General features: G+C 45.5%; 10 protein-coding genes. 3 read left to right on the top strand and 7 right to left on the bottom strand.

What is annotated here, in order from left to right; genetic code table 11:
- Positions 1-1,317, bottom strand: a complete 1,317-nt coding sequence (locus tag R3D00_22550; protein ID MEZ4775976.1) for a glycosyl hydrolase — start codon at positions 1,315-1,317, stop codon at positions 1-3.
- A 75-nt stretch (positions 1,318-1,392) separates the two neighbouring features.
- Here R3D00_22550 and R3D00_22545 point away from each other — a divergent pair, with 75 nt between their 5' ends.
- The gene (locus R3D00_22545) at positions 1,393-2,400 is read left to right on the top strand and encodes a Gfo/Idh/MocA family oxidoreductase (protein ID MEZ4775975.1); all 1,008 of its coding nucleotides are present in this window, start codon (positions 1,393-1,395) and stop codon (positions 2,398-2,400) included.
- 132 nt (positions 2,401-2,532) lie between these two features.
- On the opposite strand, the gene R3D00_22540 is transcribed toward R3D00_22545, so the two are convergent.
- Complete coding sequence (locus tag R3D00_22540; GenBank protein MEZ4775974.1) at positions 2,533-5,469, bottom strand: CHAT domain-containing tetratricopeptide repeat protein; 2,937 nt, start codon at positions 5,467-5,469, stop codon at positions 2,533-2,535.
- A gap of 125 nt (positions 5,470-5,594) precedes the next feature.
- Between R3D00_22540 and R3D00_22535 the strand changes: the two genes are divergently transcribed.
- Positions 5,595-5,999: a hypothetical protein gene (locus R3D00_22535; protein MEZ4775973.1), complete on the top strand. Its 405-nt coding sequence runs from the start codon at positions 5,595-5,597 to the stop codon at positions 5,997-5,999.
- A 3-nt stretch (positions 6,000-6,002) separates the two neighbouring features.
- Here R3D00_22535 and R3D00_22530 read toward each other — a convergent pair whose 3' ends face one another.
- The 3 genes from R3D00_22530 to R3D00_22520 all read right to left on the bottom strand — a co-directional run bounded on the left by R3D00_22530 (position 6,003) and on the right by R3D00_22520 (position 8,653).
- The gene (locus R3D00_22530; protein ID MEZ4775972.1) at positions 6,003-7,007 is read right to left on the bottom strand and encodes an amidohydrolase family protein; all 1,005 of its coding nucleotides are present in this window, start codon (positions 7,005-7,007) and stop codon (positions 6,003-6,005) included.
- Between the two features lie 9 nt (positions 7,008-7,016).
- Entirely contained in the window at positions 7,017-7,265 is a 249-nt protein-coding gene (locus tag R3D00_22525) for a hypothetical protein (protein MEZ4775971.1), read from the bottom strand.
- Between the two features lie 104 nt (positions 7,266-7,369).
- Positions 7,370-8,653, bottom strand: a complete 1,284-nt coding sequence (locus R3D00_22520) for a peptidoglycan DD-metalloendopeptidase family protein (protein MEZ4775970.1) — start codon at positions 8,651-8,653, stop codon at positions 7,370-7,372.
- A 99-nt stretch (positions 8,654-8,752) separates the two neighbouring features.
- Here R3D00_22520 and R3D00_22515 point away from each other — a divergent pair, with 99 nt between their 5' ends.
- Positions 8,753-9,781 carry a rhodanese-related sulfurtransferase gene (locus R3D00_22515; GenBank protein ID MEZ4775969.1) on the top strand — a complete coding sequence of 343 codons (1,029 nt, stop codon included), beginning with the start codon at positions 8,753-8,755 and terminating at the stop codon, positions 9,779-9,781.
- A gap of 2 nt (positions 9,782-9,783) precedes the next feature.
- On the opposite strand, the gene R3D00_22510 is transcribed toward R3D00_22515, so the two are convergent.
- Together R3D00_22510 and R3D00_22505 are read right to left on the bottom strand one after the other, a co-directional pair.
- Complete coding sequence (locus R3D00_22510) at positions 9,784-12,450, bottom strand: T9SS type A sorting domain-containing protein (protein MEZ4775968.1); 2,667 nt, start codon at positions 12,448-12,450, stop codon at positions 9,784-9,786.
- A 157-nt stretch (positions 12,451-12,607) separates the two neighbouring features.
- A complete protein-coding gene (locus R3D00_22505) occupies positions 12,608-15,613 on the bottom strand; it encodes a T9SS type A sorting domain-containing protein (GenBank protein ID MEZ4775967.1) in 3,006 nt (1,001 codons plus the stop codon).
- Between the last annotated feature and the right edge of the window lie 141 nt (positions 15,614-15,754).

The raw sequence follows: 15,754 nt of genomic DNA, 5'->3' as shown, positions 1-15,754 counted from the left end.
CTATTTTTCGATCAGTTCCCCCTCCTCAATTACCGCTGTCCATACACTGGTTTTGCCATTATCCATCCGGGTCCAGATCGGACAGATTCGCCCCCCATGTGCTGCGATATTGTTGTAGTCGCCAAAAAATGCTAGGGCAGATGGGGTAAATGGGGTTTCGCTGATGCGTTGGTTGATAAAGGATTCCCCACCATCTGTAGAATACGCCAGATATACATCGGTCTGCAAGTCTTTGTAATTCCGCCGGTCGTAAAAGACTACGTAAATATAGCCGGTAGTCTGGTCAATGGTCATCCAGCTTAAAAACTGGTGTTTCCCCCATCCATCATCATTGACTCTTTTGGGAGCCGACCAGGTATTGCCTTTATCTGAGGACTTGGCAAACCAGATATCGGTATCTGTTTTTCCGTTTCGCTGGTCTGACCAGTTGAGATACAAGGTTCCTCTGGCCGGGCCATCGCTGAGATCACAAAGCAGTACAGGCATGCCATTGCTTCGGGTAATACCCGGAATATCAAAACTCCATCCGCCGGGCTGTTCCGCTGCAATAATATCTTCTTCCAGCCAGGTTTTTCCTTTGTCAAAGGATCGGTCAAACCATATTTTTTCATTCAGCGACCAGGCTACATAGATTTCACCCTGTGGCCCCACTGCCGGAAATGCGCCTTCCGCTGTTTCCGAACCATCGAGACAGTCCCCTGAGTATTGATTGATTTGGACTGCTTTTTTCCATGATTTACCGCTGTTTTTGGATTGGGAAAAAAGAATATTGCTGTGATCATCGGGGTTTTGACTGTCGTATTTGTCAAATTGTGTCCAGGTAGTGATAATATGATTATTCAACGGATTGACCACGGCCCACTCTTTATCCTGATCTTTGGGGTGATTCATACCCATATAGCCGCCATCGCTCCATGTTTTTCCCCCATCTGTAGATTTCTGACAGACAATACGGTCCAGTAATCTTTCGCTTGCCCAGCGTTTGTGCTCAGGGTCAGCCAGATGGAAATAATAAAAACTTCCGTCATAACCAGAAATCACTACGGGATCGCCAAAAACGCCATAAGAAGAAGTTATTTTTTGCTTTTCCCAGGTTTTTCCCCCATTGGAGGTATAGTACACTTTGTTGAGCACGGCACCTGCGACAATGATATCCGGGTTGGAAAAACTAATGGCAATCGATGGTTCGCAGGGCGCATACTCAGAAGCGTCGTCATCCAGCATTATATTTTTTACCGCAGGCTGAGGCTGCGCAAAAAGGGGAAAGCCGGGAAAACTCCACCAAAGTATCGCAAAAAGAAATGGAATTCGTCGCATTTTCATTTAGCAGGTGTATATTGGGTCTGCCCGGTAAGTTACACACTGAGGCAGGAACTGAAAAATAATTTTCCGATGAAAAAATTTCCTTTTGAAGAAGTGCGCTGGGGTATTATTGGCTGTGGAGACGTGACTGAGGTGAAAAGCGGCCCGGCATTCAACCTTGCAGATAATTCCAAATTAATAGCAGTCATGCGAAGGGATGCTGAAAAAGCCGCAGATTACGCCCGTCGCCACGGGGTCCCCTACTGGTTTAGCGATGCCCAAACGCTCATCCATCACCCGGAGGTGAATGCTATCTATATTGCTACCCCACCCGATTCTCATGCTGATTATACTATGCTGGCTGCGCAGGCTGGAAAACCAGTTTATGTAGAAAAGCCTATGGCCCGCACCCGGAAGGAATGTGAATCGATGATCCAAACCTGCGAGGCTGCGGGAGTTCCGCTTTATGTTGCCTATTACCGCCGGCAACTGCCCAATTTCCTCAAGGTAAAAGAACTCGTCGATACGGGTGCAATCGGAGAAGTGCGGCTGGTGAATATCCGGCTTTACCAGTCTCCCAAACCTGAGGTTGTGGCAAAGATCGTTGACGGACAACCGGAAAACTGGCGGGTAAACCCTGCAGTCTCCGGCGGCGGCTATTTTTATGATCTGGCCTCTCACCAGCTTGATTTTCTGGATTACTTGCTGGGGCCTGTGAAGCACGTTTCGGGATTTCATGGCAATCAGGCAGGTTTATATGATGCAGAGGATATTGTTTCGGGAAGTTTTGTATTTGAGAATGGGGTGCTGGGATCAGGAGTATGGTGTTTTTCAGCTGCAGAACAAGCCGTACTGGAAGAGACGGAAATTGTCGGAAGTAAGGGGAAAATTACCTTTTCGTATTTTTCGTCGGCGCCTGTTGTGCTGGAAAACAGCCAGGGAAAACAATTTTTCCCCTTTGAAATGCCCAAACATATTCAGCAACCGTTGATCCAGACGGTAGTCGATGATCTGTTAGGTCGCGGCAAATGCCCAAGCACAGGACAAACCGCAGTACGCACCAATGCAGTAATGGAACAAATGGTGAAAAAGAATTGATTATTTTTTTGCAGCTTCTTTTTTCATCGCCCTCCGGAGAAAAAAGATAAATCCTCCCATGTTGAATGTGAGAATCAGAATCATACTGAGGATTGTCGAAAAGCTCATATTTCAGATGAATATATTCTAAAGTTAGTGGATTCTTGCTTTTTTCACAAAAAAGAATCCACTGATTATCATCACGATTGAGATAATCAGCAAAACGGGTATCAACCGGGAGGAGGACCTGACAGCGACCATACTACCGATCGGAATCGCCGCACCCCAAAAAAACGGATGCGCCAGCCGGTTGTCGCTATTGTCCAGGTAGTCGAGTTTTGCCTGTCTCAACGCACGGTCTTTGGGATAGCCACGCTCCAGATACTGATAAAAACTTTTCATAACCACAGCCGTCGCCTGGTCATCCACCTGCCAGAGGGTCGTGACAATACTTTTGGCTCCGGCGTAAGTAAACGCTCTGGCAAGGCTGAGTATTCCCTCGCCTTTTTGAAGTTTGCCCACACCGGTTTCACAGGCGCTCAGTACTACCATGTCGGCCTTTAACCGGAGGTTGCAAATTTCGGCGATACTGAGAAAATCACTTTCCCGTGTATAGTCTGAAACCGGGGCAAATGTTATGCGGGAGTACCGGCTATCTTCATCATTTATCTGGGTGTGGGTGGCCAAATGGATGATCTGAAAGTGTTTGGATAAGGTAAGAAATCGCTCTCTTGTCGCTTGAGTACCCATAAAGAATTCTCCCGGAAAAACTGACTGAATAGCGGTGATTTCGTCTCTCGAAAATGACAAATATTGCTGATTATCAGGGCTGTTACCTGCTGGTTTTTTATTCCCAACCCATGGCCCAAAAGCCAGAATCCGTATCGGCGATGGCTGCCCGGACGAGAGTTCTTCCAGGTTGTGCAACAGGGCGGTAGAATAGGCATAACTAATCTCATGCCGCCGGATCAAATAGGGAAATTGCCGGAATCGCAAGGGAAACTCAGGGGTTTCCGTAAGCAAAATATCAAAAGGTAAATAGCCCAGTACATCATCCGGAATAATGACTAATTTACGGGGAAGGCTTACACCGCCCTGTTCCAGTGGGGCTATCAAACTTTCGTAAAGTTTACGGGCAGGAGTGATGTATTGCAAACTGACCGTATAAAGCTGGCTTTCTGGCATACTGCTTTCGCTGCTCTTTTGCAATATTCCCCGACGCATGGCTAGTATCCACTGTTCCAAAGAGTCGCGTACAGGAACGCTTTTTACCTCCAGACGATCTGCGGTAATCAAAAAAAGGTAAGCGGTGTAGTTTCCGCAAAAGTACTCCAACAGTGCGGCATCTTCAGGTAATAATTTTCTGGCTTCGGCTACACTCACTTCACTTTCCTGGTATTTCAATTGAAAATACTGAGGATAATTTGATAAGATCATCTGCTGCAATCCCCTTGTTTCCGATTCTAAGTGAAGGATTTTCTCTTTCCACCTTGCCAGTTTTTCTTTGTCTGTGTCCACCACCCGGCGGCTTTCCTCAAAATATTTTTCCTGGTAAAAGGTAAGTTCGGTTTTGATTGCATTTTCCCTGTCAATAATCGAATCGGGAATTCCCAGTGCCTGTATTTTTTCGGCGTCCTGTAAGGCATAATACAACAGGGCCGCTTTGTTTTGTTCTGCCAGGTAAAAGGCAGTTTCCAGATACTGGCTGTTGCCGGTTTGTTGGGCAAGTTCAAGTACAACCGAAATGGCCTCTTCATGCGTATTGACAGCATGTTCGGCCATAAAAAGGCGGGATTCCTCATTTTGTAAATCCCTGTAAATACGCGGAATCAATCGGGTTGCCAGCAAAAATGCATCCATCGCATCAAGCAGATCGGTCGTCGAACCACTCACATCAAACTCTCTCCGGGCAGCCCTCCCCATACCCCGCAATAGTGATACGGCTTCTACCGGATAAGTAATATCGGCGGCTTCAGGCAGATTGTGCGCATCAGCTTTTCGGCTTATCAGACATTCCAGCCCACTAAAAAACGAGTTGCGGGCATCTTTCGCAAGGTCTGCATTCAGTTGGGTATTTCCCAGGTCGAGCCATGCCTCAGCGATGAGCGGATGGCCGGGCAGGTCGGGAAGTTGTCCGATCATCTGATCCAAAGCAATCTTTCCATAATAGATCGCGCTATCGTTTCGGCCTGTAGCCGTATATATCCTTGCAAGAATACCATAAGTAATCGCCGTACGGTAGCCACTGAGTTGAGCTTGTATTTTTTGGCCCCTTCTTACAGCCTCAAAACCCTTTTGATGATTGCCGGAAGATATTTCGATTAACCCCAAACCAAATGCGAGTTCCAGTTTTTTCTTTAATGAAGCCTCGTCGCTAAAGGGCTGAAGAAGCTGCGTGGCGCGGAGGTTATTTTCTCTTGCAGCTTCCCAGTTTTGCATCCGGATAAAAATCTTCGACTTGAGATTGAATATTTCTGCACGAAAAATTCCTGCGGAATGAATGGAAATATCTTCCGCCTGATCAAGAATCCAAAGCGCCCCCTGATAATCACCCTGTTTTTTTCGGGTTAAACCAATGTTAAAAAAAATCCTCGCACGGTCTCTTTCCGGAATGTGTTCCAGAAGCGAATTTTCATATAACAGGTCTGCCTGCTTAAAATCACCTATCAGGAGATAATAACCGGCCAGATTATTGAGTGCAATATACCGGTATCCGGAAGCCAGAGAATCATTGAGCGACGCATGTTGAAGTGCCATACGGGCATACTTTCCAATACTGTCAAATTCTTCCCGGTAGTTATATATATTGGATAAAAACAAAAGTGCTTCGGTAAATTTTGACGAATTTTTGTTTTCCGGGGGCACTAATATTTTTTTGGTATAAAATATTGCGCTGTCGGGAAAAGCCGGATACAGGCGATATCCTTTCTCAAAAACATCTATCCCCGCATTCCGGCCCAGATATGAGACCGGTTGGGCTGACAGTAAAGTAGTCAAAAACAGGCATAAACTGACCGCCGCAAAATATGCAGAGAAAGTAGACCGGCGTTTTTTCCCGGCAGACAACATAGGGGTATTTGTATATATCACTGTTCCCAAACCTAATAAATTTCTACAATTCGTACAAACAGGTATTTTCCTGTTCATCCGGGTCTTTTTATTTGTCTTAAAGCAGGGAAACCGTAATTTCGGGGAAATAAACTGACATTTGCCACATGAGTGCTGTTGACAATCATATAGAAGTTGCCCGTTTTCAGACGGAAATCGCCAAAAAACTCGACATTTCCCAGGCCAATCTGGTGTTTAACTTTACGAATGAAGGCGAAAAGGTCTTGCTGGATCTCATTACCATTAATCCTAAACACGATCAATCTTTCCTGTACCATTCGGTCGAATCGACTTCCAAAAGCGAAGCCTTGAGGCTCATGCTGGAATATATCACCAAAAATTTCCGGCAGGAACACTCATTTACCGTACAGTGGACCAAAAAAGGGCAGGGAGAACTACACACTTCTTACTTCAGGGCAAGAGACATGTATGAGGTGTTGGACAAGTTCAGCCACGGAAGGGATGTGAATGATTACACGATTTTTTCGATTACCCTGAATCCCATCTCGTAGGTACTATACAAACTGCGACTTCTCCAGCCCCAGCCATTCCAGCGCAGATTTGTAGTAAATATTTTCTTTGTCGAGTGGCGCCAGCCCCATTTCGTCCACCAGTTTCCCAATTGTCAGATCTCCCAGCGGGAAGGGATAATCAGAACCAATCATTACCCGGTTGGAACCCACCATATTCATCACATACCGAAGCATGGTGGTATCGTGGGTAATACTGTCTACCCAAAACCTGCCCAGATATTCACGGGGAGGAACCGGATTGTCGATGGCCACGAGGTCAGGGCGGCAGTTGAAACCATGCTCTACCCGCCCGAAAGTAGACAAAAACGAGCCACTGGCATGGGAAAACATGACCCGAAGGTTAGGGAATTTTTCAAATACACCGCCAAAAATCATACAGCAAATGGCGCGGGAAGTTTCGGCGGGCATGCCGACGAGCCAGGGAAGCCAGTAGCGCTCCATCTGGTTTTTTCCCATCATATTCCAGGGGTGAACCATTACCGCAAGCCCCAGAGACTCACAGGCCTCCCATATGGGATAAAACTGCGGTTCGCTCAGATTGACATCGTTAATATTTGAACCGATCTGAATACCCGGAATGCCCAGTTCTTTCAACCTGACCAGTTCTTGTACGGAAAGATCGGCATCTTGCATAGGGACAGTTCCCAGGCCCACAAAGTGCCGGGGATGTTCGGCCACAACAGCAGCGATATGATCATTGAGAAAGCGGGAGAGTTCAAGCGTGTCTTTGGGTTTAGCCCAATAGCTAAACATAATCGGCACGGTGCAGACCACCTGTACCTGCGTCTGATGGAGATCATATTCTTCCATCCGGAGCGCAGGGTCCCAGCAGTTGGCTTCAATCTCACGAAAGAATACACTGCCTTTCATCATATTGGCGAACCCAGGTTTATGATGATCGAGGTGAATAAAGTCACCGTATCCAAATTTATCGGAAAAACGGGGAAGCTGTTCAGGGAGAATATGCGAATGTGCGTCTATTTTCAACATAAGCCATCAGATCTTCCTTACTTTTTGAAAAGAAGTAGCCGCATCGACCATTTTGAGGTAACTGACCCGCTCTCCGGTCTCCAGCGATTCGTAATCGTAGCCGGTTTCCCCCCGGACAATGATACATTGGCCCAGGTCATAGCGAAGCGATTCAACTTTATCGCCCGGCGCCAGTGGTACACCGTTGATATCTACAAACTGGAGCGTAGGTTTTTGGCTGTCTCCGTTGGAATTACGTTTGAAAAACTTAAACATGCGAGTCGTAATTATATACCAATTTGCAATTAAGCAAAAAAATACGGGCCTCAAAAAAGGCCCGCATTTTAAGTTAGATGTAAAACGTTAACATTAAGCGTAGATTATTCCATAGCGAGATATCGGGTGTTTTCGCCGATCTTGTCAAGCTTCTCTTGCTGAAAAGCGATGACTTCGAGAAAATCTTCCATATACTGCTCGCAGATAGGACTGGCCGAAGGCGGATCCACCTGAAGAGGATCCACGGGTACCCCATTTTTGTAGAAGCGAAAATCGAGGTGTGGCCCGGTAGATATGCCGGTACTTCCAACAAAACCAATGATATCACCCTGGCGAATCGCTGAACCCTCACGAACCCCGTCGCCAAAGCGGGAAAGATGGAGGTAGGCCGTCATATAGTTACTATTATGTCTGATTTTCACCATTTTACCAGCCCCGCCATTATAAGCTGCACTCACCACTACCCCATCGCCAACGGCTACTACCGGTGTACCTACAGGGGCAGCATAATCAACGCCCAGATGTGGGCGGCGGATTTTCAGCACAGGGTGAAAACGATTGTAGGAAAAATGAGAACTGATACGCGAATATTTCAGCGGTGCTTTCAAAAAGGTCTTGCGAAGGCTGTTACCGTTTTCATCAAAATATTCAAATCCTTCTCCCTGATCAAAACCATAAGCCATATACTCGCGGTTGGCATGATGAAAAACAGCGGACTGGATTTTACCAAAACCCGCAGATTCTCCCTGAACCTCAAGCGTAGTGTAAACCATTTTATAACAATCGCCCTGTTGTAATCCGAAAAAATCTATCGCCCACGCATAGACATCGGCAAGTTCGCTGACCAGTGCCGGCGATCCTCCTTCATCAATGATGGACTGGTAGAGAGAAGAGTTGATTGTACCGGAAAGCGAATGTTCTACCGTATCTACCGGGTGCTGACCCGTTTCAATTTTAATCGAATCATCAAAATTGATGACCACATAGTCGATGGCATTGGGATAGTAGATAAAACTTTTGGCGGTTCGCATCGAATCCTTGCCGTGAATGATCGTATAGGATTTATCAACGAGCAAACGGCGAACATCAAAGATCTCCTTGGGGAGGGTTGCAATTTTAAATACAGTGGCAGCAGGTACGTTGTAGCGGGACAGAATTTCCGAGAGATTTTCATTTGCCCGTATGACCTGATTGATCACAACCATGGAATCAATAGGAATACCATACAACAACTTTGGGGAATTTGGCTGATTCTCCGTAACTTTGTGTGCAGCTGATGTAAGAGATTGGGAGGTTTCGGGTTGAATATTCTGGATGAAAATGTAACCCAAAATAAAGAAAACGACCGCGGAGCCAATGATGACAGACGTGGATAATCGGTTTTTCATTTATCAAAAATAATGGCAGCAATAATTTTTGTAATAGCAAGTATTGCAATATTGTAGCAAAAAGACAAATATACAGACAGATTTTCTCATATTCACACTATGGCTTTATTCAACAAGATCAACGGAAAAGAACTAAAACTCGCTATACTCCAGGATAAAGAGCAACGTATGACGCTCTCATTTTACCAGTACGCGAAAATTTCCGACCCCGTAGGATTTCGCAACGATTTGTACAGAAAATGGGAAGAGTTAGGCGTATTGGGTAGAGTCTATATCGCTTCTGAAGGCATTAATGCGCAGATTTCCGTACCAGAATCGAAGATGACGTTGTTTCAGGCGGAGCTCAATCAGATCAGTTTTCTGCGCGGAATCAGACTCAATATTGCGGTAGAGGACACCGGAAAGTCTTTCTTCAAACTGAAAATTAAAGTTCGTCCGAAAATTCTGGCTGACGGTCTGAATGACGAAACATTTGATGTCACCGACAAAGGCATCCACCTTAGCGCCGCAGCCTTCAACGAAATCACCTCCCGGGAAGATACGGTAGTGATTGATATGCGCAATCACTACGAAAGCGAAGTCGGGCACTTTAAAGAAGCGATTTTACCTGATGTAGAAACTTTTCGAGATTCATTGCCAATCGTAGAAGATATTTTGCAGACACACAAGGACAAAAACATTGTCATGTATTGTACAGGCGGTATCCGCTGCGAAAAGGCCAGCGCATGGTTTCGCCATCGCGGATTTGAGAAGGTGTTTCAGCTCGAAGGGGGCATTATCAAATATGCACATGATGTGGCAGCAGCCGGACTGGAAAATAAGTTTATCGGCAAAAACTTCGTCTTCGACGAAAGGTTGGGCGAGCGGATATCCGATGAAGTGATCGCCCACTGTCATCAGTGCGGGGCGTTGTGCGATACCCACACCAATTGCAAAAATGTAACCTGCAACCTGCTGTTTATCCAATGCCCTTCCTGTAGCGAAAAATACGAGGGCTGCTGCTCCGATGAATGTAAGGACTTCACTCACTTGCCCGAAGATGAACAAATTGCCTTAAGGAAAGGAACAGACAGCGGCATTCGCATTTTTTCAAAAGGCCGCTTGCACAAAAATGCGCCCGCTTCCTGAAATCACAGCGTGCGCTTCACAATTTTTGCATACCCTGACTGACTGTTTCCTCCGACACGTACAAAATAAATGCCCGCTGCAAGATTGACGTCGGAGACGACAAACTGGTTTTTCCCGGCTTCTGCCAAAACCCGCTGCTTTACAAATGTGCGGCCCGCAATATCCATAATCCGGATGTCGACTACCTGCGTCTCGGCAACCACATAGTCTATCGTCAGGTTTCCATCAAAAAAGGGGGAAGGATAGGCGTTTACTGCGAGGCTGGTAGCCCGAACCGCAATGACGCCAAATTCGTTTATCCGGGTTTTTCTGACAATATTGCTGTTGGTCAGCACTCTGCCGCCTAAAGTTTCAAAATAGTTCTGACCCGTTTTGGTTTCCATGACCAGGTCTTCTTCCTCAGCACCTGAAATTTCATGTTCCATGTAGGTAAACTCGACCGTAGCGTCAAGATTGGAATTGTATGTTGGGAATACCTCAAAGTATCGATCAATCTGACCAGGCTCATAGGCGGATCCGGTTGTTCTTACAACCAGCGTTTCTCCCATAGAACTTCCTGCTGAGACTTTTATTTTTAGTCCCATACCCCCAAACTCCCGGGTAGCGCCATTGCCAATGGTGCGCAGCGCAGCAACTTTTCCCTTGATATACGCAGTCTCCGTTTCCTGAATAATACCAGATTCAGAAAGTAATACATACGCGGTATCTGTTTCCAAAATACCGGAAACCATAAACAAGCCATCCTTCATAGTAATATGATGGTGTAAAAATGCATGACCTGAAGGTTTGTCAATCACGATCGTAGGAAAAATCGGATCGCCCCAACCCATAATTTCCTGAAGGCTATCTCCTGTCAGATGAATGGACCCTCCGGTAAGAATATCCTCGCCGGTACGGATCTCGACGGAGTTATAAATATTTCCAAGAACGGAGATGTCGCCATTTGACAGCAGTTTTCGGGTTCCCTTTTCAAAGCCGATATTGTAATAACAACCGCCCGGTATCAGTTGGTCTTTCTTTTCAGAACCAAAAACTAGGGTGTTGCCGGGATAAGAACAAAGATCCATTTTACCTACTTTCATAGGCGGGTTCGGATCTGAAGGTTCATATACCAAGAGTCCGCGGTTGATAAAAACTGACTCCTTACCGGAGCCATTCAATAATCCGGAGAGTCTGAGGCCGCCGGTATTGGAATTGACAAGGGTGTCTTTATTGGGGATATAAATAATATGATTCAGACTTATCGGTGCAGTCCCCCCAATCTCTTTTCGTATCCATAAACTATCGGAACTCATGATAAACCGGCCATGATTAAAAAGTCCTTTATTAAACCTGAAAGTACCTTTGGAAGCAAGCGTGAGAAATACGCCGGAATCACCGAGAATGGTGACAGGGCCATCAAATTTGTGAAAACCTTTGTCAAGTGCCAGTGCGCCGAAAATGTCGACAGGACCGGTGAATGAAATCAGACCGGTATTTGTATTATCTATAAATTGTGCGTCTTCAGCTATTTCCAGCGAACCAAATACTTTGTCTCCAACCGCAGAATTAATCAGCAGTTTTCTCCCTGAATGGATAACTGTTTTTCCGGTAGAGGTAAGTTTAGCTTCCTCAATATTACCATCCGCGGTAGATACAGAGAGGGTACCGGTAATTTTTATCACCGGATACTCTGACCCGGTCCCATCAATGATTCCCCCGGATAAATCCACATCATAAAACGTATTGGTGCCGGCTATTGCATTGTCATAGAATGTCCCAAATATTTCCATTGTTCCCTCTACGATCAGATTTTCATTCTCCGGCTGAAGGGTTGCCCCAGATTCTATTGTTAACCGGTTTAGCACACGTGTTGTGCCTGCTGTGAGGCTTCTTTTGGAATTGGCTCCTGTAGCGTCGACTGAAATGACCAGATTATAATAGGTAGTCGCCCGTACTTTCATTGTACCCGCGCGATTATAAATGACCGTATTCCCTTCTGAAGAAAAGTCTGCGGCAGCCACCTGAACAGGGGCATTAGCTGACCGGGTTTCAAAAGTACCTTTATTGACAAAAGTCGATGTGTTATCATCTCCATAAATATCCCCATTATGGAAAATCAGCGTTCCTTCATTCGACAGACTAATGCCCGTACCGAGATACAGATTATCTTCAAAAATAAATGGTGATGATCCGGATAGGGTCTGGCTGTTTTGTTCAAACTTACACCTGCGAAAAAGTGCCTGCCCATTGTTTTCAATGCCCTGGGTAAATACAAGCCGGGGCGCGCTGGTCAGTGCATCCGTATTCCAGACACCGGTAGCAGTGATGATTACTTTACCCAAAAACAAATTATTACCGGCATTATCAGTGTCAGTCAGTTGGCCGGCTACTGTGGTTGTACCGTGAATCGTAAAGTTTTTATTCTGGATCACAATCGCCCCCCCCTGCTCTATCACAAGATCAGTACAGGTAGGAGTAGGACCGGAAACAGGAAGGGTAATTGTATGCCCGCTTTTGATGAAAACATTATCTGAGGAATCGGGAACAGCATTTGTGGACCATATCGCCGGATTGGCCCAGTCTCCCGAATCAATGCTTTGAATATTCACGCCAAAGGCTATCTGGGTAAATAAGAGAATGTTTAAAAGAACCAAAAGCAGGGAAATACACGAGTAGTTTTTAGCCATAAAGTCTTTTTCTTGTTACTATATTTATTTCCTTTCGAATATTCACAGTTTGGACTAATTTGTATAAAAAACAATCACCGGACAATATCTGCCCGGTGAAAGGTTTGTTTTTATGCCTGAGCGGAAAGGATTTGTAAGAAAATCCCTTTGCGGAAGCTTATTTTACTACTCTTACATATTTTACGGTATTCCCGGATTGAACCATCACCGTGTAGATACCGGAAGAAAGCCCGGCGGTCGGAACTGAAAAGTCATAGGTCCCCGAATCATGCCCAACATTCTGGCTCCAGATCAGTTTACCGGCCATATCGACAAGCTTTAGGGTTGAATTTGCAGCGAGATCATTTTGAAACAGCTGAATGGTCAGTTCGTCTGTAAAAGGCGAAGGGAAGGCTTTTAACTCCAGAGACACGGTTGATTCCAAACGTATTTCAACAATATTGGAATAGTCAAACTGTCCGTTGAGATCCACTTGCTTGAGGCGGTAATAAAATACATTACTATTGAGATTCAGCGCTTCGTGATCATTAAAGGTATAAGTACTGATATCGCTGGTCGTTCCGGATCCTTCTACCTTTCCGATAGCCGAAAACAGATTTCCATCTACAGATCTTTCTACCAGGAAGTAGTCGTTGTTTAGTTCGAAAGCTGTACTCCAGCTAAGGACAACGCCCATAGGGTCATTCACTGCCTGGAAATCAAGCCATTCTACCGGGAAGCTGGCAGGATCGCCAACAGTTATTCCTCCAAAGGAGTTGATTCCGGAAACGGTCATTTGATTAAGGCCCGCATTCAAGGTACCACCTATATTCACAAATCCACCTCCGGTATTATGCAGTAACACAAAGTTTCCTTCGACCAGCCCGATGATATCTGCATCCAGGTATTTGAATGTTATGGAAGCATTCAGTGCTGCATTATTGGTCGGGACTACCAGAAAAGCTCTGTTGATTCCGCCTGTAAGTACAGGGGTAGCAGTACTTCTTCCAACCAGTGTTAATCCCAATGGATTGCCTGCCGAAGAGGTAATATCCAGACCAATATTTCCAAAAGTACTAGTAGAACCTCCCCCCAGAGTGCGCTCTGCTTCCACAAGCCCAAAGATATAAGCGGTAGGTGTTTCACTCAGTGTACCGGTAGTACTCAGGTGAATGATATTCAAACCTGTAATAACAAGTCCGCTGCTGATTGTCAGGGCGTTGGTTACCGTAATGTCGCTTGTCAGCGTAAGGGCTTCAGTAGGTTTGTTGACCGTCAGGTTTAAGAAAGTACCGCCACCACTGAGAACCTGCGGCCCTCCACCGGCTATGGTAATAATCCCTGCCCCAACCTGGCTAATCGTATTCGTCAGATTTCCATTCACTACAACATTTCCATTGTTGAGGGTCCGCACGGTACCATTTTCAAATACAAGGTTATGGTAGGTGGTGCCTTTGACATCCTGGTCTGAACCTACTCGGGAGTAACGGAATGTATTCCCGACTGTAGATGCCGTAAGGATTCCGGTTGCCATGGGAATATTCCGCAGAGTCGGGTTGTAGGTAAATGATTGTTCGTTACGGAAATTAGAGGCACCATCTGTGCCGTTCAAAACAGCATTAAGGGTTATACCTCCGGTATTGCTATTGGTAGTCATAAATCCCGCACCTACCGTTATATCGCCATTGAATACCAAAGGGGAAGACCCGCTGATGGTACTGTTGTGAAAGGTAAATGCCCCCGCCGGAAAGTTTGCCGTACCATTATTAACAAAATGAGTTTCTAAAGTCAGAAGCCCTGCGGCATTCACATTAAAAATACCCGTAGCTGTATTGTTAAATATCCCCTGGAAGGTATAGGTACCTTTTTGAGCTGTAAATGTCCCATTGTTATTCACTGCGCCGGTAAAAGTGGCAACAGTTGCTGCATTATTTACCAGGAACTCCCATTTACCCGTTGCAGCGATATCTACCTGACCAAAGGTTTTTGTTCCAAACTGACTTCCGATCAAAAGGGTTGCACCAGCAGAAATGGAAGTTGTACCGGTTACAGTTACAACCCCTTCGTCAATTTGACCTGTACCTGCCGGGACAGAAAGATTACCATTGATATTGATCGTACCATGGCTGGCATTGTTGCCATCAATATAGCCGCCGGAAGACAGCTCCACATTAGCCAATGTGGTGGTTCCCAAGAGATCTGCATCGGTAAACAAACCCTGAATGAGAGTATTTCCAGTTACGGCAAGATCAAACCCCTTCACGAGAAATTCAGCGCCATTTTGTACGGTAAAGTCGTTGAGTACAACGATATTCGCTGTAGCTTCATGATCAAAATTGCTCAGCAGAGGGTCAGGGCCGATTACCAGGTTGTAATAAGTTGTACCCAAAACTGCCTGTTTGACGCCATCGCGATTGTAGATGACGGTATTTCCGACCGGAGAAAAATCAACCAAACCAATCAACATAGGCGCATTTTTATGCTTGTAGGTCATGGTTGTCTGGTTGATGAATTTGGAGGCAGCATCCACCCCGTTTAAGTTGGCTATCGGCCCAAAGGAAAGGCCGGCAATGTTGTTATTGGTGAGTTCGATTCCGGCACCCACGATCACAGTTCCCGGAAAAGAAATCGCACTGGTACCACTGATCGTCTGATTATTAGTATTAAAAGTCGCTTTATTGATAATAAAGCTAACGCCGTTGTTTTCCAACCCTCCTCTGAAAACCAAATTGTTGACATTAGAGATGCCGGAGGTATTCCAGGAACCTGAAGCACCAACGGTAACTTTTCCTATAAAAATATTGGCACCAGAATTTTGTGTGTCAAGCAAACTACCATTGACCGTGGTTGTACCGTGAGTAGTATGATCCCGGCTGAGAAGAATCATCGTGGCACCCGCTTGAATGGTCAGATTATTACACTCAGTAAGGGCTACACCTACGGAAGGCATAGTCACGATATGCCCAGAAGCGATCGTAACATCATCAGCCGCCACAGGCACACCGATGGGGTTCCAGTTGTTGGGGTCAGTCCAGTCCCCGGTTCCTTTACTGGTTTTAACCACAGCAAAAGCAGAGGTCGAAATCATTGTTCCTGCAAGTAGTAGGAAAACTACGAGGAGAGAAAACCTGAATGGAGTGTTATTCAGATTCTGAATGTCAGTAAACTTGTAAGTTTGTTGCATTGTTCAGTAGTTGAGGGTTTGGAAAACGAAGAAAAATATTAAAACTGAAGAGAGTCATCCGCACCAATTAGTTTTTATATCAAAGATTTTAGTCCTTGGAATAACTAATCTTGTGTAAATGTACGAAAACGAAGGAAGTCT

The sequence above is a fragment of the Bacteroidia bacterium genome (genome assembly GCA_041391665.1).
Lineage (GTDB): Bacteria > Bacteroidota > Bacteroidia > J057 > J057 > JAGQVA01.
The sequence above is the reverse complement of the archived record's forward strand: the minus strand, read 5'-3'. Positions and strand labels throughout refer to the sequence as shown.

Coding starts and splice junctions, on each gene's coding strand:
- R3D00_22550 (MEZ4775976.1), bottom strand. CDS start 1,317: ATGCGACGAATTCCATTTCTTTTTGCGATACTTTGGTGGAGTTTTCCC.
- R3D00_22510 (MEZ4775968.1), bottom strand. CDS start 12,450: ATGGCTAAAAACTACTCGTGTATTTCCCTGCTTTTGGTTCTTTTAAAC.
- R3D00_22520 (MEZ4775970.1), bottom strand. CDS start 8,653: ATGAAAAACCGATTATCCACGTCTGTCATCATTGGCTCCGCGGTCGTT.
- R3D00_22535 (MEZ4775973.1), top strand. CDS start 5,595: ATGAGTGCTGTTGACAATCATATAGAAGTTGCCCGTTTTCAGACGGAA.
- R3D00_22505 (MEZ4775967.1), bottom strand. CDS start 15,613: ATGCAACAAACTTACAAGTTTACTGACATTCAGAATCTGAATAACACT.
- R3D00_22525 (MEZ4775971.1), bottom strand. CDS start 7,265: ATGTTTAAGTTTTTCAAACGTAATTCCAACGGAGACAGCCAAAAACCT.
- R3D00_22545 (MEZ4775975.1), top strand. CDS start 1,393: ATGAAAAAATTTCCTTTTGAAGAAGTGCGCTGGGGTATTATTGGCTGT.
- R3D00_22515 (MEZ4775969.1), top strand. CDS start 8,753: ATGGCTTTATTCAACAAGATCAACGGAAAAGAACTAAAACTCGCTATA.